Annotated in this window: 20 protein-coding genes; 13 read left to right on the plus strand and 7 right to left on the minus strand. The window is 34.8% G+C overall.

Features of this window, described 5'->3' with window-relative positions:
• The first annotated feature begins 230 nt into the window (after positions 1-230).
• Both B5P40_RS29715 and B5P40_RS29720 read left to right on the plus strand, forming a co-directional pair.
• Complete coding sequence (locus tag B5P40_RS29715) at positions 231-1346, plus strand: M20 peptidase aminoacylase family protein (protein ID WP_002124929.1); 1116 nt, start codon at positions 231-233, stop codon at positions 1344-1346.
• 151 nt (positions 1347-1497) lie between these two features.
• Entirely contained in the window at positions 1498-2106 is a 609-nt protein-coding gene (locus tag B5P40_RS29720; RefSeq protein ID WP_002029511.1) for an SAM-dependent methyltransferase, read from the plus strand.
• A gap of 50 nt (positions 2107-2156) precedes the next feature.
• On the opposite strand, the gene ahpF is transcribed toward B5P40_RS29720, so the two are convergent.
• On the minus strand, positions 2157-3683 hold the full coding sequence (ahpF, locus tag B5P40_RS29725) for an alkyl hydroperoxide reductase subunit F (RefSeq protein ID WP_002010172.1): 1527 nt from the start codon (positions 3681-3683) through the stop codon (positions 2157-2159).
• Between the two features lie 14 nt (positions 3684-3697).
• Complete coding sequence (ahpC, locus tag B5P40_RS29730; protein ID WP_000924420.1) at positions 3698-4261, minus strand: alkyl hydroperoxide reductase subunit C; 564 nt, start codon at positions 4259-4261, stop codon at positions 3698-3700.
• A 590-nt stretch (positions 4262-4851) separates the two neighbouring features.
• On the opposite strand from ahpC, the gene mtnK reads away from it, so the two are divergent.
• The 3 genes from mtnK to B5P40_RS29745 are packed head-to-tail and all read left to right on the plus strand — an operon-like array spanning position 4852 to position 7833.
• Positions 4852-6081 carry an S-methyl-5-thioribose kinase gene (gene mtnK, locus B5P40_RS29735; protein WP_113710386.1) on the plus strand — a complete coding sequence of 410 codons (1230 nt, stop codon included), beginning with the start codon at positions 4852-4854 and terminating at the stop codon, positions 6079-6081.
• Between the two features lie 12 nt (positions 6082-6093).
• Positions 6094-7137 (plus strand): S-methyl-5-thioribose-1-phosphate isomerase, encoded by a 1044-nt coding sequence (mtnA, locus tag B5P40_RS29740; protein ID WP_113710387.1) that lies wholly within the window; start codon positions 6094-6096, stop codon positions 7135-7137.
• Positions 7138-7191: 54 nt separating this feature from the next.
• On the plus strand, positions 7192-7833 hold the full coding sequence (locus tag B5P40_RS29745; protein ID WP_002010177.1) for an L-fuculose-phosphate aldolase: 642 nt from the start codon (positions 7192-7194) through the stop codon (positions 7831-7833).
• A gap of 44 nt (positions 7834-7877) precedes the next feature.
• On the opposite strand, the gene B5P40_RS29750 is transcribed toward B5P40_RS29745, so the two are convergent.
• The 3 genes from B5P40_RS29750 to B5P40_RS29760 are packed head-to-tail and all read right to left on the minus strand — an operon-like array spanning position 7878 to position 10888.
• Positions 7878-8885, minus strand: a complete 1008-nt coding sequence (locus B5P40_RS29750; RefSeq protein WP_002191791.1) for a FecCD family ABC transporter permease — start codon at positions 8883-8885, stop codon at positions 7878-7880.
• Complete coding sequence (locus B5P40_RS29755; protein WP_002029518.1) at positions 8882-9922, minus strand: FecCD family ABC transporter permease; 1041 nt, start codon at positions 9920-9922, stop codon at positions 8882-8884. The genes B5P40_RS29750 and B5P40_RS29755 overlap by 4 nt, the downstream gene beginning before the upstream one ends.
• Before the next feature lie 48 nt (positions 9923-9970).
• Complete coding sequence (locus B5P40_RS29760) at positions 9971-10888, minus strand: iron-hydroxamate ABC transporter substrate-binding protein (protein ID WP_000732562.1); 918 nt, start codon at positions 10886-10888, stop codon at positions 9971-9973.
• A gap of 338 nt (positions 10889-11226) precedes the next feature.
• Here B5P40_RS29760 and B5P40_RS29765 point away from each other — a divergent pair, with 338 nt between their 5' ends.
• The gene (locus B5P40_RS29765) at positions 11227-12276 is read left to right on the plus strand and encodes an NAD(P)/FAD-dependent oxidoreductase (protein ID WP_002191793.1); all 1050 of its coding nucleotides are present in this window, start codon (positions 11227-11229) and stop codon (positions 12274-12276) included.
• Positions 12277-12507: 231 nt separating this feature from the next.
• On the opposite strand, the gene B5P40_RS29775 is transcribed toward B5P40_RS29765, so the two are convergent.
• Complete coding sequence (locus B5P40_RS29775) at positions 12508-12876, minus strand: hypothetical protein (RefSeq protein ID WP_002010187.1); 369 nt, start codon at positions 12874-12876, stop codon at positions 12508-12510.
• 182 nt (positions 12877-13058) lie between these two features.
• Here B5P40_RS29775 and B5P40_RS29780 point away from each other — a divergent pair, with 182 nt between their 5' ends.
• The 7 genes from B5P40_RS29780 to B5P40_RS29810 all read left to right on the plus strand — a co-directional run bounded on the left by B5P40_RS29780 (position 13059) and on the right by B5P40_RS29810 (position 18848).
• Positions 13059-13298 (plus strand): helix-turn-helix domain-containing protein, encoded by a 240-nt coding sequence (locus B5P40_RS29780; RefSeq protein ID WP_002029523.1) that lies wholly within the window; start codon positions 13059-13061, stop codon positions 13296-13298.
• Between the two features lie 234 nt (positions 13299-13532).
• On the plus strand, positions 13533-14057 hold the full coding sequence (locus B5P40_RS29785; RefSeq protein WP_002029525.1) for a hypothetical protein: 525 nt from the start codon (positions 13533-13535) through the stop codon (positions 14055-14057).
• Between the two features lie 20 nt (positions 14058-14077).
• The gene (locus B5P40_RS29790) at positions 14078-14521 is read left to right on the plus strand and encodes a hypothetical protein (protein WP_002029527.1); all 444 of its coding nucleotides are present in this window, start codon (positions 14078-14080) and stop codon (positions 14519-14521) included.
• A gap of 178 nt (positions 14522-14699) precedes the next feature.
• The gene (locus tag B5P40_RS29795; protein ID WP_002191795.1) at positions 14700-15368 is read left to right on the plus strand and encodes an LSm family protein; all 669 of its coding nucleotides are present in this window, start codon (positions 14700-14702) and stop codon (positions 15366-15368) included.
• Between the two features lie 231 nt (positions 15369-15599).
• A complete protein-coding gene (locus B5P40_RS29800) occupies positions 15600-16865 on the plus strand; it encodes an S-adenosylmethionine decarboxylase related protein (RefSeq protein ID WP_113710388.1) in 1266 nt (421 codons plus the stop codon).
• 143 nt (positions 16866-17008) lie between these two features.
• Positions 17009-18235, plus strand: a complete 1227-nt coding sequence (locus tag B5P40_RS29805) for an ATP-binding protein (protein WP_113710389.1) — start codon at positions 17009-17011, stop codon at positions 18233-18235.
• Positions 18236-18464: 229 nt separating this feature from the next.
• Positions 18465-18848, plus strand: coding sequence for a hypothetical protein (locus B5P40_RS29810; RefSeq protein WP_181462973.1), 384 nt, complete (start codon positions 18465-18467; stop codon positions 18846-18848).
• A 25-nt stretch (positions 18849-18873) separates the two neighbouring features.
• On the opposite strand, the gene B5P40_RS29815 is transcribed toward B5P40_RS29810, so the two are convergent.
• A complete protein-coding gene (locus tag B5P40_RS29815; protein WP_002091277.1) occupies positions 18874-19506 on the minus strand; it encodes a cyclase family protein in 633 nt (210 codons plus the stop codon).
• Positions 19507-19547: the final 41 nt, after the last annotated feature.

Below are 19547 nucleotides of genomic sequence, written 5' to 3' on the forward strand. Positions count from 1 at the left end.
TAAGTTATAATAACTAAAAATAGATGTAAGCGTCAATATAAAAACAGAAAATATAGAATCTTCTATTTGTATGGATATCTTTATAAGATGAGTTGAAATCGGGTATTAACGGTATTGAAAAATAAACAATTGACTTTTTTCTTAAAATTCAATATGTTCATAAAAACATCTGTTTTTCATAAGTATAATTAATCTGAATGGTTTGTAATTAGGGGAAGGAGAATGAAGCTTTGAAAACATTAGAACTACAAGAGCGTTTAACTGAAATTTTTCAGCATTTACATGAAAACCCTGAAGTAAGCTGGAAGGAATATGAAACGACAGCTTATATTACTAACTTTCTAAAAGAAGAAGGAATTTCATATAAAATATTTGATGATTGCCCTGGCGTGATTGCTGAAATCGGAAGAGGGAATCCAGTTATCGCGATTCGTGCTGATATGGATGCACTATGGCAAGAAGTAGACGGAGAATTTAAAGCGAATCACTCGTGCGGCCACGATGCTCATATGACAATTGTGATGGGCCTTATTTTACAATTGAAAAATATGAGATGGGATAGTGGTACTGTTAGATTTATTTTTCAGCCGGCAGAGGAAAAAGGAAATGGTTCCTTAAAGATGGTAGAGAAGGGCGCCGTGGATGATGCTGATTTCTTATTTGGTGTTCATTTAAGGCCGATTGAAGAACTGCCTTTGAAACAAGCAGCCCCATCTATTCGTCACGGAGCTGCAGCATTTTTAGAAGGGATGATTCATGGAGATGATGCACACGGGGCACGCCCACATCAAGGTATAAATGCAATTGATGTCATTTCGATGATCAATATTGGATTGAAAAATATATGGTTACCGCCGCAGACGTCTTATTCTGTTAAGATGACGAGATGCCAAGCTGGTGGTGATAATCTAAATATTATTCCAGGTAACGGGCACTTTAGTTTAGATGTAAGAGCAGAAAATAACATATTACTAGATGAATTGAAGCGAAAAATAGAGCAAGTAATTCAGTCAGCTGAATCAATGGGATCTAAACTTTCTTATGAGTGGATTGATCTCGCACCAGGAGCTGAAGTGTCAGAAGAAGCTGAGCGTTTCATGCGGAAAGGCATTCTTGAAGTGTACGGGGAAGAGGGATGTACTGGACCACTGTATACGACAGGAAGCGATGATTTCCATTACTATACAGTGAAAAGACCCCATTTAAAAGCTGTCATGCTTGGACTAGGGGCGAACTTACAACCTGGATTACACCATCCGTATATGAAGTTTGATCATAGCTGTATAATGGATGGAGTAGAAATATTGAAACAAACTGTATTGAAAGTATTAGAAGACAGGGGCTAGAAAGCTCCTGTTTTTTTGGTAGGAATTTGTTGTTAAGTCGATATATTCGATTCCGCGATAATATAATTTCACGTACCAATTAATTTGATAAAAATGAGCATTCAGTACGTGGTGTATAATAATAGTAATATTTCTTAATAGGAGCAAACGAATGAACGAACAATATTACGATGCTGTATTAAATATAAAAACTGTCGGCGAGCAAAAAGGATTTAATAAGTCTATGCATTATCACCGTTATGAACCGACGCCATATAGCGGATTAGATGAGTTATTGAATCAATATGAAATAACAAGTAGCGATCGAATTGTAGACTTTGGGTGCGGAAAAGGGAGATTGAATTTTTACATGCACCATAAGTGCGATGCATTAGCGGTTGGAATTGAAATGAATGAAGAGTTTTATAAAGAAGCAATGGATAATCGTGATCGTTATGCGCGAAAAGTGAGAAACAGTAAAGATAAAATTCGGTTTGAATGTTGTTTAGCGCAGGAATATGAGATTGATCCACGTGATAACCGGTTTTATTTCTTCAATCCATTTTCTGTACAAGTGTTTATGAACGTAGTGAATAACATTTTGCTTTCAGTAGAAGCGGTGGAGAGAGAAATTGATATTATTTTATACTACCCTTCTGAAGATTATATTTTCTTCTTGGAGAATCAGACTGCATTTGAATTGAAGAAGGAAATAAGATTACCGGGTGCTTATGAGAAGAATGGGAATGAGAGATTTTTAGTTTATACATTAGGATTATAAAAAAAGCAGGTGCCTTGGCACCTGCTTTTTTAAAACTCACGTTTATATAATTAGTTACGGATTAAGTAATCAAATGCACCTAAAGCTGCATTCGCACCTGAACCCATAGAGATGATGATTTGTTTGTACGGATTATTTGTACAGTCACCTGCACCAAACACTCCTGGTACGTTTGTAGCGCCGTGCTTGTCTGTTACGATTTCACCGCGAACGCGTTCAACTGTTTCGCCTAACCAGTCTGTGTTTGGCACAAGACCGATTTGAACGAATACACCTTGTAATTCAACATGGTGTACTTCTTCAGTTTCACGATCGATGTAAGAAATACCGTTTACTTTATCAGTACCAGTGATTTCTTTCGTTTGAACGTTTTTCAGAACAGTTACGTTTGGTAAGCTGTTAAGACGTTCTTGTAATACAGCATCAGCTTTTAATTCTGGCATGAATTCAAGAACAGTTACGTGCTTAACAATACCTGCTAAGTCGATAGCTGCTTCAATACCAGAGTTACCACCGCCGATAACCGCTACATCTTTTCCGATGAATAATGGACCGTCACAGTGTGGGCAGTATGCTACACCTTTGTTTTTGAACTCAGCTTCACCCGGTACGCCAACATTACGCCAGCGAGCACCTGTTGAAACGATTACGCTCTTACTTTTCAGAATAGCGCCGTTTTCAAGTTCCACTTCAATAAGTTCTTTTTTCTCTAAACGTTTCGCACGTTGTAGATTCATTACATCGATGTCGTATTCTTTTACGTGCTCTTCAAGGCTTGCTACTAGCTTAGGACCTTCAGTGCGTTTTACGCTGATGAAGTTCTCAATACCCATAGTATCCATTACTTGACCACCGAAGCGCTCAGCAACGATACCAGTACGGATGCCTTTACGTGCTGCATAAATTGCTGCACTTGCACCAGCTGGGCCGCCACCAACAACAAGAACATCGTATGGATCTTTATCAGAAAGCTCTGATGCATCTGGACCGTTACCCATTTTAGCTAAAATTTCTTCAAGTGTCATACGACCGCTTCCGAAAGATTCGCCATTTAGGTAAACAGTTGGTACTGCCATGATGTCTTTACTTTCTACTTCCTCTTTGAATGCAGCGCCATCAATCATAGTATGTGTAATACCAGAGTTTAGAACGCTCATTACGTTAAGAGCTTGTACAACATCAGGACAGTTATGACAACTTAGGCTGATATAAGATTCAAAATGATATTCGCCTTGAATGTTTTTGATTTGATCGATTAATTTTTGTTCAACTTTTGGAGCACGTCCACTAACTTGTAGTAAAGCTAACACTAATGAAGTAAATTCGTGTCCTAATGGAATACCAGCGAATACGACACCAGTTTCTTCACCAGGGCGATTTACGCTAAAGCTTGGTGTTCTCTCTAGTTCAACTTTTTCTACTGTAATCTTAGATGACATAGTAGCTAATTCATCTACTAGAGATAACATATCTTTAGATACGTTATCGTCTCCTGCGCTTACTTTAAGTAAAATATCGTTCTCCATTAACTGAAGGTATTGGGATAGTTGTGTTTTTATATCTGCATCTAGTATCATTTTGATCGAACTCCTTAGATTTTGCCTACAAGGTCAAGGCTTGGTTTAAGTGTTGCAGAACCCTCTTGCCATTTAGCTGGGCAAACTTCACCTGGGTTGTTACGTACGTATTGAGCTGCTTTAATTTTGTTAACAAGGATGCTTGCGTCACGGCCGATACCGTCAGCATTGATTTCCATAGATTGGATAACGCCGTCTGGATCGATGATGAATGTACCACGAGCAGCAAGACCTTCTTCTTCCATTAAAACGTTGAAGTTTGTAGTGATTGTGCGAGTTGGGTCACCAATCATAATGTATTCGATTTTGCCGATAGTTTCTGAGCTATCATGCCATGCTTTGTGAGTGAAGTGAGTGTCTGTAGATACAGAGTATACTTCAACGCCTAAGTCTTTTAGAGTTGCGTATTGGTTTTGTAAGTCTTCAAGTTCAGTTGGACAAACGAATGTGAAGTCTGCTGGGTAGAAACAAACTACGCTCCATTTTCCTTTTAAACTTTCGTCAGTAACTTGGATAAATTCTCCATTATGGTAAGCATTAGCTTTAAACGGTTTTACTTCTGTGCCGATTAATAACATATTAAAATTCCTCCTAAAGGTTGGTTTTGAGCATCGGAAATTAGTTTGCTCATAAAATATATTTTTTAATTAACTATAATAATTCTAATTCGATATTAATTATCATATAGAAGTGGTTATTTTGTCAAGAGAATAAACCAACTTTATACCAATTTAATTAATATTTATTCTCAATTAAGGCTACTAGGGAATTAAAAGGTAATTTTCAAGTCATAAATTTTCAATGAGTGTTTGAAAGAGTAGTGTGTATGTTAGAGACATGGTGTAAGTATAAATTCTTAGGAAGGAAATATTTCTTAGAAGTTGTGGATTTGAAAAGGAACTGCTTACTTCTATTTTACAAAGAATTGTGCAATAAATAAAACAAAATGTATCGGAATCTTTGTGAACAATTATTGTCATCATAAATATATATAATAAGAAGTATATTGCAATGAGAAATAGAAACATTGACGCTCATTTCTAACAAGATATAATAAAAGCGAGATATGTATTGCAATAGTGAAGATATAGTATAGATTGAAAAAGTTTCAGTCTATTATTTTTTACGGCTTTTAGAAAACGTTTACATTTAGTGTGGAGGGGAAACCATGTCTAAGTTCACGAAGTATTTTTTAATGGAAGCTAAAGATGTGATTGCATATGTGCAAGAGAAATTACCTAAGTTCGAGCATGCAAAGGGGCTAAAGTGTAAAGAAATAGGTGATGGTAATTTAAATTATGTGTTCCGCGTTTGGGATGAACAGAAGAACATTTCTGTCATTGTAAAGCAAGCTGGGGATACAGCGCGTATTTCAGATGAGTTTAAGTTGTCGACGAATCGAATCCGTATAGAATCAGATGTTTTGCGATTAGAAGGAGAGTTAGCATCTGGACTCGTGCCAAATGTATATTTGTTTGATAGTGTGATGAATTGTTGCGTGATGGAAGATTTATCAGATCACACAATATTGCGTACAGCACTCATAAATCATCAAATGTTTCCGAGGCTTGCTGATGATTTAACTACTTTTATGGTAAATACTCTTCTATTAACATCAGATGTTGTAATGAATCATAAAGAGAAGAAGGAACTCGTGAAGAATTATATAAATCCTGAGTTATGTGAGATTACAGAGGACCTCGTATATTCAGAGCCATTCACAAACCATAATAAACGCAACGAATTGTTTCAATTAAATGAAGGATGGATTAGGGAGCATATTTATAGTGATAAAGAGCTTCGTATGGAAGTAGCAAAACTTAAGTTTTCGTTTATGACGAATGCACAAGCGCTACTTCACGGTGATTTACATACTGGTTCTGTTTTTGTAAAAAGTGATTCTACAAAGGTTATTGATCCTGAATTTGCTTTTTATGGACCTATGGGATATGACGTTGGGAATATAATGGCGAATTTAATGTTTGCTTGGGTGAATGCAGATGCAGTGATGCAATCTGGTATTGAGAAAGATACATATATGAACTGGATAGAATCTACCATGATAGATGTAATTGATTTATTTAAGAAGAAGTTTTTAGATGCTTGGGATATTCATGTGACAGAGATTATGGCGAAGGAAGAAGGCTTTAACCGAGTTTATTTACAATCTGTATTAGAGGATACATCTGCAGTGACGGGTCTTGAGTTAATTCGTCGTATTGTTGGTCTAGCGAAGGTAAAGGATATGACTTGTATTGAGAATGAAGAGGCGCGTGCTAGAGCGGAGCGAATTTGTCTTCAGACAGCGAAGAAGTTTATTTTACAAGCGAATCAATATGAAACAGGTAGTAGCTTTGTAGAAACGTTAAAAAAACAGTCAATGCATAGTGCGAAATAAGGGGAGAAGATGATGGCAGAGCAATTAATACCAATTCAGTGGAAAGATGATGCTTTAGTGTTATTGGATCAAACGGTATTACCGAACGAAGTAGTCTATGAATCTTTTAAAACGGCTGAGGGTGTGTGGGATGCGATTCAAGTAATGAAAGTACGAGGAGCGCCGGCAATAGGTGTTTCAGCAGCCTACGGTGTGTATTTAGGAGTAAAGGAAGTTGCGGAAAGTTCGGTGGAAGAATTCATAGCGGAAGTAAAAAAGGTATGTGCATACTTAGCGACATCAAGACCGACGGCAGTAAATTTATTTTGGGCGCTTGAAAGAATGGAAAGTGTCGCGAAAGAGAATGCTCACTTATTAATTGCGCAGTTGAAAGATAGATTATTAGAAGAAGCAAAAGAGATTCATAGAGAAGATGAAGAAATTAACCGTCAAATTGGAGAACATGCATTAACATTATTCCATAATGGCATGGGGGTATTAACGCATTGTAATGCAGGTGCGTTAGCAACGACTAAGTATGGCACTGCGACAGCTCCAATGTACTTAGCGAAAGAAAAAGGATGGGACTTAAAAATCTATTCCGATGAAACACGCCCTAGATTACAAGGTTCAACGTTAACGGCATTAGAACTACAGCGAGCGGGAATTGATGTAACGGTCATTACAGATAATATGGCGGCAATGGTCATGTCACAAGGGAAAATCGATGCAGTAATCGTTGGATGTGATCGTGTAGCAGCAAACGGGGATGTAGCAAATAAAATTGGAACATTAGGTGTTTCGATTTTGGCTAAATATTATAACATTCCGTTTTATGTAGCAGCACCAACGCCGACAATTGATTTGAAAACACCGACAGGAAAAGAAATTCCAATTGAAGAAAGAGATGCTTCTGAAGTGATCAATCGTTTTGGACAATATTCTGCTCCGAAAGAAAGTAAAGTATACAATCCGGCATTTGATGTCACGCCATATGAAAATGTAACAGCGATTATTACGGAAAAAGGGATTGTGAGAGCACCGTTTATGGAGAATTTAAAAAAGCTATTTCAATAAGTAGATAGTTTTTAGAAAAATAGTCATCATAAGTTTCTTACTAGGGGGATGTATATGTTACTGCAAAAAGAAAGAGAAGAAGTTGTAGCGTACGGAAAGAAAATGATTTCTAGTGGTTTAACAAAGGGGACTGGCGGTAATATTAGTATTTTTAATCGTGAACAAGGTCTTGTTGCAATTAGCCCAAGTGGTCTAGATTATTATGAAACGACGCCTGAAGATGTAGTTATATTGAATTTAGATGGTGAAGTGATAGAAGGAGAGAGAAAACCATCAAGCGAATTAGATATGCACCTTATCTATTATAGAAATCGTGAAGATATAAATGCGCTTGTACATACACATTCTCCTTATGCGAAGACAATCGCATCATTAGGATGGGAACTTCCTGCTGTATCATATTTAATTGCTTTCGCAGGCCCGAATGTACGCTGTGCACCATATGAAACATTTGGTACGAAGCAATTAGCAGAGGCAGCTTTCGAGGGCATGATTGATCGCCGTGCAGTTTTACTTGCGAACCATGGTTTAATGGCCGGAGCGAATAATATAAAAATGGCGTTTACTATTGCAGAAGAAATTGAGTTTTGTGCTCAAATCTATTACCAAACGAAAAGTGTTGGGGAACCAAAATTATTGCCAGAAGACGAGATGGAGAATTTGTCGAAGAAGTTTGAAGGGTATGGACAGCAGTAAAATGAAATGAAAACACCCTCAAGAAAAAATCTTGAGGGTGTTTCTTACACTTTCTTAAGCAACAAATACATAAAGTAAGGTGCACCAATTAAAGCAACGACAATACCAGCTGGAATACCGCTAGGTTCGACGATATTTCGTCCAATTGTATCCGCTAGTAGTAATAACCATCCGCCGATTAAAACGGCGATAGGGATGAATATTTGATGCCTTGGACCTACTAAAGATTTGGCGATGTGAGGAGCCATAAGTCCGATAAAGCTAATGCCTCCTGTTACGGAAACAGCAGCGGCAGCAAGTGCAACGGCTGCGATTAATAAGTATCTTCGTTCTTTTTCAATTTCAATTCCAACACCGATTGCTACTGGCTCGTTTAATGCTAGTATATTTAATCTATTTGCCTTATAGAAAACAAATGGGATTAATACGATTAGCCAAGGAAGCATTGCTAAAACAAATGTCCAGTCATCTCCCCAAATGTTTCCGGCAATCCATTTAGCGATAAAGTCTACTTTCATACGATCTGCAGATGAAATAAGTACAATCATCGCGCCAGATAGTGCAAAGGAAAAACCGATGCCGGTTAATGTTAATCTTATTGGCTGAAGGCCTGTGGATTTGCTATATGAAAATACATAAATTAGAACAGCTGTTAGAAACGCACCGATAAATCCAACGACTGGTAGTAGGTAAAGGAATGAACCTACGTCTATCGGGAAGTATAGAAAGAAAAAAGCAACTGCAACACCAGCACCAGCGTTAATGCCGAGAATACCAGGTTCAGCTAAATCGTTTCGGGTAATACCTTGTAATACAGCACCTGATAAAGCGAGTGCCATACCAGCTAATAATGTAATGACGATTCTAGGTAGCCTTAAAGAATATAAAACGAATTCTTCTTTAAATGAACCTTGTCCCATAAGTGTTGGGATTAATCTGTCATAGGAGAGAGCGGCAGAACCGAGCCCCATTCCAATTACAATTGTTGTGATGGTAAGTATGAGTAATGCAAGTATGATAAGGCGTTGTTTCTTTAGAATAGATTGCATCATGAGAAAGATCTTCCTCCTTTACGTACAATAAATAGGAAGAATGGTAATCCTACAATTGCGACGATTGCAGCAACTGGTGTTTCATACGGAGCGTTAATTGTGCGTCCGATTGTATCTGCGAGCAGCATAAAGGAAGCACCAGCGATCGCTGACATCGGTATAACAAAACGGTAATCTGGTCCAACGATTGGACGAACCATATGAGGTATCATTAAGCCGATAAATGCCATGTTTCCGACAAGCGCTACAGAAGCACCTGCAAGCAAGATAATAATGATAAATAAAATCGTTTTAATGACGATAATCTTTTGACCGAGTCCAACAGCAACTTCTTCACTGAAACTAAGAACTGTTAATTTCTTTGCAAGTAAGATAGCGATAAATATACTTATTGAAATAACCGGAATAATAATTTTTAATTGGCTCCAACTCGTTCCAATTACGCCCCCAGCCGTCCACATTGATACATCTTGTGAAATTTTAAAGTAAATGCCAACACCTTCTGAGATTGCAAGTAGAAATGCTGAAACAGCAGCACCAGCTAATACAATTCGAAGAGGGGAAAGTCCGCCCTTTTTCACCATGCCAATTCCAAATACCATAATAGCGCCAATTGCAGCACCGATAAAGCAAGCTAGTGTTAAGTAAAGATAGCTTATAGAAGGATTGAAGGCAAGTGTTAGTGCAAGTGCAGCATTTGCGCCACCAGTTAGGCCAAGTAATCCAGGATCGGCAAGTGGGTTTCGCGTTAATCCTTGCATAATTGCACCAGAAACAGCGAGTCCAGCTCCTACAAAAATAGCAGCAACTTCACGTGGTAAACGTATTTCACGAAGGATGGATAGCTTATCTCCTTTAGCAGAGGAAGTAAGTGCTAACCATACGTCTTTTATAGAAGTATCTGCAGCGCCTAACACCATTGCAAACATAAAAATAAGAAAGAATGCAATGATACTCAAAATTAATTTGTATGTAAAAGCGTTGGAACGTAGGTTGTCTTGCTCTTTTTTCATTCGTTTCACATCTTTTCTTTTCATAGAATAAAGGAAGAGGAATTCTTAAATTAAGAATTCCTCATGTTTGTATTATTGACCAAGAAAGCTCTTCTTGAAGAAGTCTAGTTGGAAATCTAATGTAAGTGGATCATTGAAATAGAATTCCATCATGTTTGCTTCATATACACGATTATTTTTTACTGCTGGAATGTTTTTATATGATTCTGTCTCTTGGAATGAGTTATCAGTATCTTTGTTTTTACTTACGATTAAGTAATCACCAGCAAACTCAGGTAATACCTCAGTAGATAATGCGTAGTATCCTTCTTTTAAAGCTTTTTCTTTTACTTTTTCAGGCATTTTTAATTTCATTTCTTGGTAAAGAATTTCTGTTCCGCGGCCCCAGTTTTCGCCGTATACGTAAAGCTGTTTGTTGAAGTTTTCAACAACAGAAACTGTTGCATCTTCACCAATCTTCGCTTTAATGTCTTTTCCAGCTGTTTGTGCGCGTTTCTTGAAATCATCAACCCAAGTTTTTGCTTCTTTTTCTTTATTTAATAATTTACCGATTTCTAAGTGTTGTGTTAAGTAATCAACTTTTCCGTAAGTGTATGTTACAGTAGGAGCGATTTTCTTTAACTTATCAACATTTTTAATATTTGATAAACCAATGATTAAATCTGGATTTAATTCTGCAATCTTTTCAACATTTTCATCTGATACTTCAGCGACATTTTTCAGTTTGCTATCGAAACGTGGGTTTTGTTTAGACCATGAATCTACCCCAACAAGATTTACACCTAATGACATTACGTTACCAGCGAATGATGATAGGACAACAACACGTTGTGGATTTGCTGGAACTTCTACTTTACCATTTTCAGATTGGTATGTAATTGTTTCTGATTTCTTACCTTTTGCGTCGTTCTTCTTGTCTGTTGAACCGTTGCTACAAGCACTCATAACAAGGACGAACAGAACTGTTAGTGAAATAAATAATTTTTTCATCGTCTTTCTCCTTTAAATAGATGATATGTGTATACAATAATTTGTTTAACTGCAATCTTTTTGAAAGAGTAGTGGTAATACAGAATACAAAATATTTATTAAAAATCTTGAATATGAGATTTCATAATATAGTATTGACCATATTAATGAAAGAAGATGTAATCCTAAATTTGCTAATTATTAACAAACTGATAATGATTATCACTATTGATTCTTTAAATAATATAATTTTATATAGGTGTATTGTCAATAGTAATTTTGATTGTAAATTTTGCGGAAACAGGTTATATTTTATTGAGAATGATAATCAATTGCTAATAGCTGAGGAGTGGGCACGAATGAATCGAGAAGAATTGTTTGATGTAACTGTGATAGGCGGAGGACCTGCAGGGCTTTATTCAGCTTTTTATAGTGGACTCAGAGAGATGAAAACGAAAATAATAGAATTTCAACCACAGTTAGGTGGAAAAATACATGTTTATCCGGAAAAAATGATTTGGGATATTGGCGGATTGTTACCGGTTACTGGTGAGAAATTAATTGAGCAACTTGTACAACAAGGATTAACATTTCAGCCTGAAGTTGTATTGAATACAAAAATAGAATCAATTATTCGTAATGAAGAGGGTATTTTTACGTTGAAAACAAGCTCTGGGGAAGAACATTTTTCAAAAACAGTGATCGTCGCAACTGGGAGTGGTATATTGAATCCACAAAAGTTATCAATTGAAGGTGCTGAGAGATTCGAAGTCTCAAATTTAAATTATACAGTTAAATCGTTAAAACGTTTCAAAGATAAAACGGTAATTATTTCAGGCGGAGGGAACTCTGCAATTGATTGGGCAAATGAATTAGAACCGATTGCGAAAAAAGTTTATTTAACATATAGAAAAGAAGAATTATCTGGTCATGAAGCACAAGTAAAACAACTTATGAACAGTTCGGCAGAATGTTTCTTTAATACATCGATTACAAAATTAATTGCTGGTGATAACCATGAAGCGATTGAATATGTAGAATTAACAAATCATGAAACAGGAGAGATTTCTCATTTATCTATCGATGAAGTTATTATTAATCATGGATATGAACGTGATATTACATTATTGGAAAATAGTGAGTTAGATGTTGCTATTGTTGATAATTATTATATTGCAGGGAATGCAAATAGTGAGTCGTCTGTAGATGGATTATATGCTGCTGGAGATATTTTAAAGCATGACGGGAAATTACATTTAATTGCAGGGGCATTCCAAGATGCTGGAAACGCTGTGAATAAAGCGAAACAATTTATTCAACCTGATGCAAGTGAGTACGGAATGGTTTCTTCCCATAATGAAGTATTTAAGAAGAGAAATCGAGAATTGATTAAGCAGATGATGAAATAATAAAGGAACAAGTATACCCCCATTTACATCTCTATTTCTATGGACGAGAGATACAAATGGGGTTTTTCCTGTTTACTATATTTTCAATCATTTTCATGACACCGTTTTCATTAGTTCATGTCATATGAATGTATTTCTATAAAAAGGGAACACAAAGACTTGAACATTTTATTTGTAAATATTTCTAGGAAACAATGAATCTATAGTTGGTTTGTGCGGACCATTATTAAATTATGCTGTCCCTTTTTCCTGTTCATTAGGAAATGGGATATTTTGTATAGAAACAATATATTGTTTTCCATGTTGTCGAGCTAATGATTCTAATATTTGACGAACGCGTTTTGTAAGATTGCCTTGTTTTTTTATAGCTTCACAATATGCATCATAGAAAACGTATTTAGCCCAAAGGAAATCATCTTGTTGGAATAAGAAATGATTTTTGTACCATTCACCAATCGTATGATAACAATTATTTTCATGTACTGCTGCACTTTGTGAAAGAATACGATCGGATAAAGACTTAGATAGATGAGAAATTGTGTTTTCTGTTTCAACTCGTAATGTTTTTTCTAACATTGTAATGATGTGACGAGTAGCCATATGTTAACTCTCCTTTGTGTAAATGGGTAATACCATTCTATATTTAAAAAAATACTTACTATACTATTATACAATATATGGAATGCATCTACCTGCTTTTTAATTTGTATTTACAAAATCTTTTTTATTTGTTTACAAAAATAAAGTAAGATACATTATGTATATGAAAAAATAATAAAGGAATGAACACATTGTATATAACGATAGAAGAGGCTGCGGAGTATTTGAAATTACCAAAATCGTATGTTGAAGACTTAATTCAGCAAAAGAAAATTCGTGCACTGTTTGATGGAGAGCAATATTTAATAAATAAGGAACAGTTTAATACACATTTAGAACAAATGGAGAAATATAAGCAGTTAGTGGAAGAAATATTAAATGAACCAATTCCAGAAGATATGGATGTTAAAGACGAAGATTAAATTTATAAAAAGCCCCCGTATTAAGNNCTTAATACGGGGGCTTTTTATATTAAGGGATGAAAAAGTCATCCGAAATCCTAGAGTTACTTTAAGGGAAAGAAGATTTTATGGGGATTAGTATTATTGGTTAAAAGCATATTTTTTCATAGCGGGGACAAACATAGCGAACATAACCTGTACAGATACATATACTATCAGTGCAAAAGCTTATAAATTAATGGAAGGGGTTTTCTCGTGAGTTTATTTCATTGGGATTTTTTGAAAGAATTAATTGGATCTTATGTAAGAGTAAACAGAGGTGGACCGGAATCTCAAAAAGGAATAATAGTGTCAGTATGTACGGACTACGTCGTATTACAGAATGAAAAAGGAGAGTACCATTACTACCAGCTTCGCCATCTGAAAAGCATTACAAAAAATACGAAAGATGGTGGGATAGGTGATTCTGTATGGTCGGAAGAAGACAGTGCAGAAGACTTTGAAACGCTACTTCAAGGCTTCAAATACCGCTGGGTGAAAATTAATCGTGGTGGTCCAGAGAAAGTTGAAGGTATTTTACAAGACGTTTCTTGCGATTATGTAACGTTAATTATAAAAGAAGAAGTGGTATTAATTGCACTATCTCATATTAAGAGTGTTAATTATAATGCACCAGTAAGTGGAGAGAATAGTGATGAGAGTAGCGATGAGAAAAGTAATGAAAACAGTAATAATTCAAGTCGCGCTCGTGCACAAAGACAATCAAGTAGAGGAAGATAATAAGAAAGGAGGGTACAAAATTGGAGAGTGTATTATGCTGTGATCAAATTAAAGGTTTAGTCGGTGAAAATGTAAAAGTAAATCTTCGCGGACCAGAAAGTAGAGTAGGTGTACTCGTATCATTAGGAAAAGATTACCTTACACTACAATTGCCTCTTGGAGAATTAGTATATTACCAGTTGAAACATGTGAAGAGTCTAGTTAGGAAAGTGAAAGAAGCACCGGGAGAATATGGTTCATATTTCTATGCTGATGAAGATACTTTTTTAGATGTATTAAATGACTTGAAGTATAAATGGATAAAGATTAATCGTGGTGGACCAGAGTGTGTGGAAGGTTTATTAAGTGATATACATGATGGAAGTATTACACTAGTAAACGGTGATGAGGTCATTTATATAATTAATTCTCATATTAAGAGTGTGAGTCAAATAGTTAAAAACAAAAAGAATGAAGAAGAATAATGTTTAATAAATAAAAGGGGCATTATGATTGAAAGTGAAGAACGATTTCATATTTTGCTGCAATAATTTCGCGGTATATGAAAAAGAATTCTTACTATTAAAAGACGGAACATTGCCCCTGATTATTTTTTTGAAATGGAAGACAGAAAAGCGCAATTTCATAGAAAGGAGGATATAGATGAATGAGTTAAACAAGAATATTGGAGAAAACATATACGTTAAATTGATCGGTGAAAAAAAATTTAAAGGTGTATTAATTGATGTAGGAAATGATATTGTAGTTCTTTACAATGGACAAGACTATGTATATATATCTTTATATCATATTCAATATTATAGATTTTTAAGAGAGTATGATGAAGAAATATTAAAGCCTGGTGTGGACTCTGTAATTAAGAGGGAATCACCTTCAATTTCTTTGAGAAAAGTATTAATCACATCTAAAGGGATTTTTACAGAAATTTATGTGGCAGGAAATGTTCCGATACACGGTTATGTTACAAGTGTAATGAACGATTATATTGTTTTTTATAGTCCAGTTTATAAAACGGTATATATATCTTTAAAGCATTTGAAATGGCTAATTCCTTATAAAGAGAACCAAGTCCCTTATTCCCTCAATAAAAATGAACTCCCCGTAAATCCATTAAATATTACTTTAGCGAGAACGTTCGAAGAGCAGCTTATTAAAATGTCTGGGAAAATTATGGTGTTTGATTTAGGTGAAGAATCTAATAAAATCGGAAAGATGGCGAAAATTGATGAAGGGCATATTGAAATATTAAAAGCACGTGATGCAAAAATGTATGTAAATATTCAACATGTAAAATCTGTCCATTGTCCGTAGACTAGTTGAAAGGGCTGGCTTTTTCTTTTATATATAGGGAAGAAAAGGTCGAGCCTATTTGTTTCATTCGATTTGGATATGAGGGGGAAATGAATTGAATATCATATAGGTATGTTAGTGTGATCTTTGAAGGGGCAATCTTGTACTAAAGGTGTACGAGCTACCTTTTTGTGTATTCAACTCACTTTTGAGGAAGTGCTGCTCAACTACTTTATTAAAGGGGTTTTGTTTGTGGAGCAGTTTCCAGATTCGTTTTCGATTACATTACTTGGCAGTGCGGGTGGAGCAGCAAAAGCAGTGTTAGCAATTTTGAATCAAGCGGTAGTAAATGAAAAAGATCCAATTTATGAAGTGATAAAGAATGTGAACTTCCATTTAGTGGATATAAAACAAAAAGATAAAAGTTATTATGATGAGTTGTTTCCAAATTTGAAAGAGCAATTTTTTTTATATGAAATAAACCTTCAAGATGTGGTCAAATTTAAACATCATTTAAAGGAAAAAAGAACGAAGGTTGTTATTGATGTTTCAGGTGCAGATACAATTAGGGTACTGAGTTGTTGTAATGACCTTGGCATTTGTTATATTAATTCGGCTTTGGAAAATGAGGCAGTAGATCAAGACGATAGTTTACTTGGTTTTCAGCTTACGGAAAGGTATACGAGGTTTGAGAAGGAGAAAGAAACATTTACAAATACAAGAGCGATTATAGGCTCAGGTATGAATCCTGGTGTTGTTCAATGGATGGTTGTTGAGCTTATGAAAGAACGTCCAAATGAAAAGCCGCGAGCATGCTATATTGTAGAACATGATAATTCATTTTTGAATGATAAAGAGCTTATAAAACCTCATACACTTTATGCATCATGGGCAGTTGAGCGTTTTCTTGATGAAGCGATATGGAGTTATCCTATGTATATGAGTCATCATCGTCCACTTTACTTTTATGAGGATGTATATGCTTCAGAGTATAAAGTAAAGTTAGATGAAAAAGAATTTTATGGTTGCTTAATGCCACATGAAGAAGTTTTAATTTTAGGGAAATCTTTTAATATGGAAGTGGGTTTTCTTTATCGGATCAATGAGTATACAACAAACTTAATTAGACAGAACTTAGATAAAGTGGAAGATTTATGGAATTGGAATCGTAAAGTATTTAATCCAGCAGAAGATGATATTATAGGAGAAGATTTAGTCGGTGTGTTACTCGTTTATGAACATAATGAGACATACATGTATAATGTAATGAATAGTAGCCAAGTTTTTCAAAAATATAAAACAAATGCGACGTACTTCCAAGTAGGGTGTGGAATTTATGCTGGCTTATGTAGTTTACTGTTAGATACTTTTGGACAAGGCGCTTATTATGTAGAAGAATTATTATTAAATACTGAAAGTAAGTATGGGGAATATTTAAATTTATATATGAAGGATTTTGTAGTAGGACATAATAATTTTACAGATGGATTGCTAAATGATAGGGTAAGATGGATATAAATTGTAACTGAAAAGGAAGGAGCTGTATCTCCTTCCTTTTAGTATTAGAAGGTTACATGTTGCCCTGAAAGCAATTTCATAATTATAATTTAAAGAGATAACACTTGAAATGTTTTTTTGTATTGATCAAGAGGAGTTTTTATATGAACAAATACAAGAGCTTGATTTATGAAGAAAGAGAAGCTTTAAAAGTATTTATATTATTATTCTATATTATATTCTTTTTATATGACGTTATCTATTATTTTGTTTATCCCGCTATGAATATTAATGAAGCAAGGGTAGGGTGGCCAGAAGGTGGTATGGGAATAGGTGTATATATATTAGTAATATCTTTATTTCCTATTTCAATATATCTTCAAAAACAAGGTTATGTATATTTTGTGAAATACTTATTTTTAATTGGGTACATGCTTATTGATCTTATTAATAACTTAATGATTTATTTACACAGTGATCGTGTTTTTGAAAATGGAAATATGGTTGAAATATTTTTAATTCTATTTGCACCGATTTTCGTGAACAGAAAATATTTTTATTTCGTTTCCTGTAGTGTAATTGGAAAATATGTATTTTTTACTTTAATATTACAAGATGTAAAAGTTGTGATTCCGCTTGTATTATGTATATTCTTTTTCATCATTTCGCATTCTTTATTAAAGAGATTTCAATCTTATGTAAGGACAGTTGTTGAGATGATGAACAGTATGAAAGAGACAGAAAATTTAGCGGTTATTGGGACTATGTCTACAACAATCGCTCATGAAATTCGAAATCCATTAACAGCTTTAAAAGGATTTACACAAATTCAAAAAGAAAGAAATCCTGAAGATACGATGAGCTATGAGATTATGCTGCAAGAAATTGAGAGAATTAATGGGTTTGTTAGTGAATTGATGTTATTAGGAAAACCGAAACCAACAAATTATGAATGGTGTAATATAGGGGAAATCCTTTTATATGTTGTACAGTTAATGGAAAGCTATGCGACTCAATATAAAGTTAAATTTAATTTGCAAGTAGATGGAAATTTACCCGTTATAAATGGTGATGATAAGCAATTAAAACAAGTGTTGTTAAACATCATCAAAAATGGAATTGAATCGATGCCAGGAGGCGGGAGTATTCGGATTCTGGCATATGAAAAGGCTGGAGAGAACTTGTGTATTTCTGTTGAAGATCAAGGTCTTGGGATAGAAAATGAGAAAATAGAAAAGATCGGAAAAGCTTTTTATACAACAAAAGAGAATGGTACAGGTCTTGGATTAATGATTACATATAAAATTATTGAAGAACATCAAGGGAGTATCGCGATTGAAAGTAGTATGGGGATAGGAACGAAAGTGGAAATTTATTTACCAACAGTGTAGTGCATTAGACGAAATTACTTTTCAGAAAAGTGTTCTTGTTGTGTAAATATAAACATTTTATAAAATGTTTCAAGAAGGGTTTTTTTTATAAAAAACTTCGTTTATAATGGAGGAAAATATCGACATAGAGCTTTTAGCTCATGTAACGGTTCAGTAGTGTTATGAAAAGAAAAGAAGGGGTGCACGCGCATCCTTTTTTCTATGCGGATATGATGAAAGGGGTGGTATGATGGAATTAACATTAAATTCGACTGTATGTTTACACACGATTCAATTTCGAAAAGAGCAAAAGAACTATATTGTAAAAGATACGATTACAGGAGAGACATATGAAATGCCGCCACTTTGGATTGATGCACTAGCAATGATGCGTGACGGTTTTTTATTGGGAGAAATTGAGGAGAAATTAAAAGAAGAATATCCAGCAGAAGAAGTAAATATGGTAGCATTTACGAGGCAACTGTTAGAGCTAGAACTTGTCGAAATGGTAGATGGAGAAGAGATAGCTTGTACAAAGAAGAAAGATAAAGATTATTTAGCTTGGATACGACCAAGGATGGAGCAATTCTTTTTTAACTTAAATAAAAAATATAAAAGCAAAGGTCAAAAGTGATCTTTGCTTTTTTTGTAGACCATGTTTAAAAAATAACAGCGAATGCCCTTGCGAAAGCACCGTCACTATTTTTAATTTTTAAAGGTGCTGCTGAGAAAAAGAATCGTTTCGCTTTAATGGCATCTAAGTTTGTTAAGTTTTCAATTAAGTAAATATTATTTCCTAACAGTATGTGATGAATCGGTGATGTTTCTGTCGTTACCTCATCAGGAGAAATAAAATCTAAACCGACAGATTTTACTTTTAATTGAACTAGTTCTTCAGCTAATTCTTCGGAAAGATAAAACGCTTCTTTCTCATAAGCTTCGGTATTCCATTTATTAGATAGATTGGAATGGAAAATGACAATATCGCCTTCTTTTATGTCGACAGTATGTAATACTTCCTTAGGTAATTTTCGCTCTTGAACATGAGTCACATCGATAAGAACAGCTTCGCCTACAAATTGATTTAGGGGTAATTGATCAATAGTGGTTGCGCCTGAAATGAAATGAGCAGGCGCATCACAATGCGTACCAACATGAACGACAGAATGAAAATTCGTAACTTGATAACCTGTTTCTTCAACGCTTGTAATGGCTTCTAGTTGGATTTTTGGTGTTCCAGGAAATTGAGACATATTATTTTCAAACGTTTGTGATAGATCAATTACTTTCATTTTACATACCTCCAATATATTTTTTTCAAATAATAAAAAGC

This window comes from Bacillus sp. SRB_8, from assembly GCF_003264205.1.
Taxonomy (GTDB): Bacteria; Bacillota; Bacilli; order Bacillales; family Bacillaceae_G; genus Bacillus_A; species Bacillus_A mycoides.

What these genes read in the sequence shown, in the direction of transcription:
- B5P40_RS29720 (WP_002029511.1), top strand. Translation starts at nt 1,498, where the DNA reads ATGAACGAACAATATTACGATGCTGTATTAAATATAAAAACTGTCGGC.
- ahpF (WP_002010172.1), bottom strand. Translation starts at nt 3,683, where the DNA reads ATGATACTAGATGCAGATATAAAAACACAACTATCCCAATACCTTCAG.
- ahpC (WP_000924420.1), bottom strand. Translation starts at nt 4,261, where the DNA reads ATGTTATTAATCGGCACAGAAGTAAAACCGTTTAAAGCTAATGCTTAC.
- mtnK (WP_113710386.1), top strand. Translation starts at nt 4,852, where the DNA reads ATGTCTAAGTTCACGAAGTATTTTTTAATGGAAGCTAAAGATGTGATT.
- mtnA (WP_113710387.1), top strand. Translation starts at nt 6,094, where the DNA reads ATGGCAGAGCAATTAATACCAATTCAGTGGAAAGATGATGCTTTAGTG.
- B5P40_RS29745 (WP_002010177.1), top strand. Translation starts at nt 7,192, where the DNA reads ATGTTACTGCAAAAAGAAAGAGAAGAAGTTGTAGCGTACGGAAAGAAA.
- B5P40_RS29750 (WP_002191791.1), bottom strand. Translation starts at nt 8,885, where the DNA reads ATGATGCAATCTATTCTAAAGAAACAACGCCTTATCATACTTGCATTA.
- B5P40_RS29755 (WP_002029518.1), bottom strand. Translation starts at nt 9,922, where the DNA reads ATGAAAAGAAAAGATGTGAAACGAATGAAAAAAGAGCAAGACAACCTA.
- B5P40_RS29760 (WP_000732562.1), bottom strand. Translation starts at nt 10,888, where the DNA reads ATGAAAAAATTATTTATTTCACTAACAGTTCTGTTCGTCCTTGTTATG.
- B5P40_RS29765 (WP_002191793.1), top strand. Translation starts at nt 11,227, where the DNA reads ATGAATCGAGAAGAATTGTTTGATGTAACTGTGATAGGCGGAGGACCT.
- B5P40_RS29775 (WP_002010187.1), bottom strand. Translation starts at nt 12,876, where the DNA reads ATGGCTACTCGTCACATCATTACAATGTTAGAAAAAACATTACGAGTT.
- B5P40_RS29780 (WP_002029523.1), top strand. Translation starts at nt 13,059, where the DNA reads ATGAACACATTGTATATAACGATAGAAGAGGCTGCGGAGTATTTGAAA.
- B5P40_RS29795 (WP_002191795.1), top strand. Translation starts at nt 14,700, where the DNA reads ATGAATGAGTTAAACAAGAATATTGGAGAAAACATATACGTTAAATTG.
- B5P40_RS29805 (WP_113710389.1), top strand. Translation starts at nt 17,009, where the DNA reads ATGAACAAATACAAGAGCTTGATTTATGAAGAAAGAGAAGCTTTAAAA.
- B5P40_RS29810 (WP_181462973.1), top strand. Translation starts at nt 18,465, where the DNA reads ATGGAATTAACATTAAATTCGACTGTATGTTTACACACGATTCAATTT.
- B5P40_RS29815 (WP_002091277.1), bottom strand. Translation starts at nt 19,506, where the DNA reads ATGAAAGTAATTGATCTATCACAAACGTTTGAAAATAATATGTCTCAA.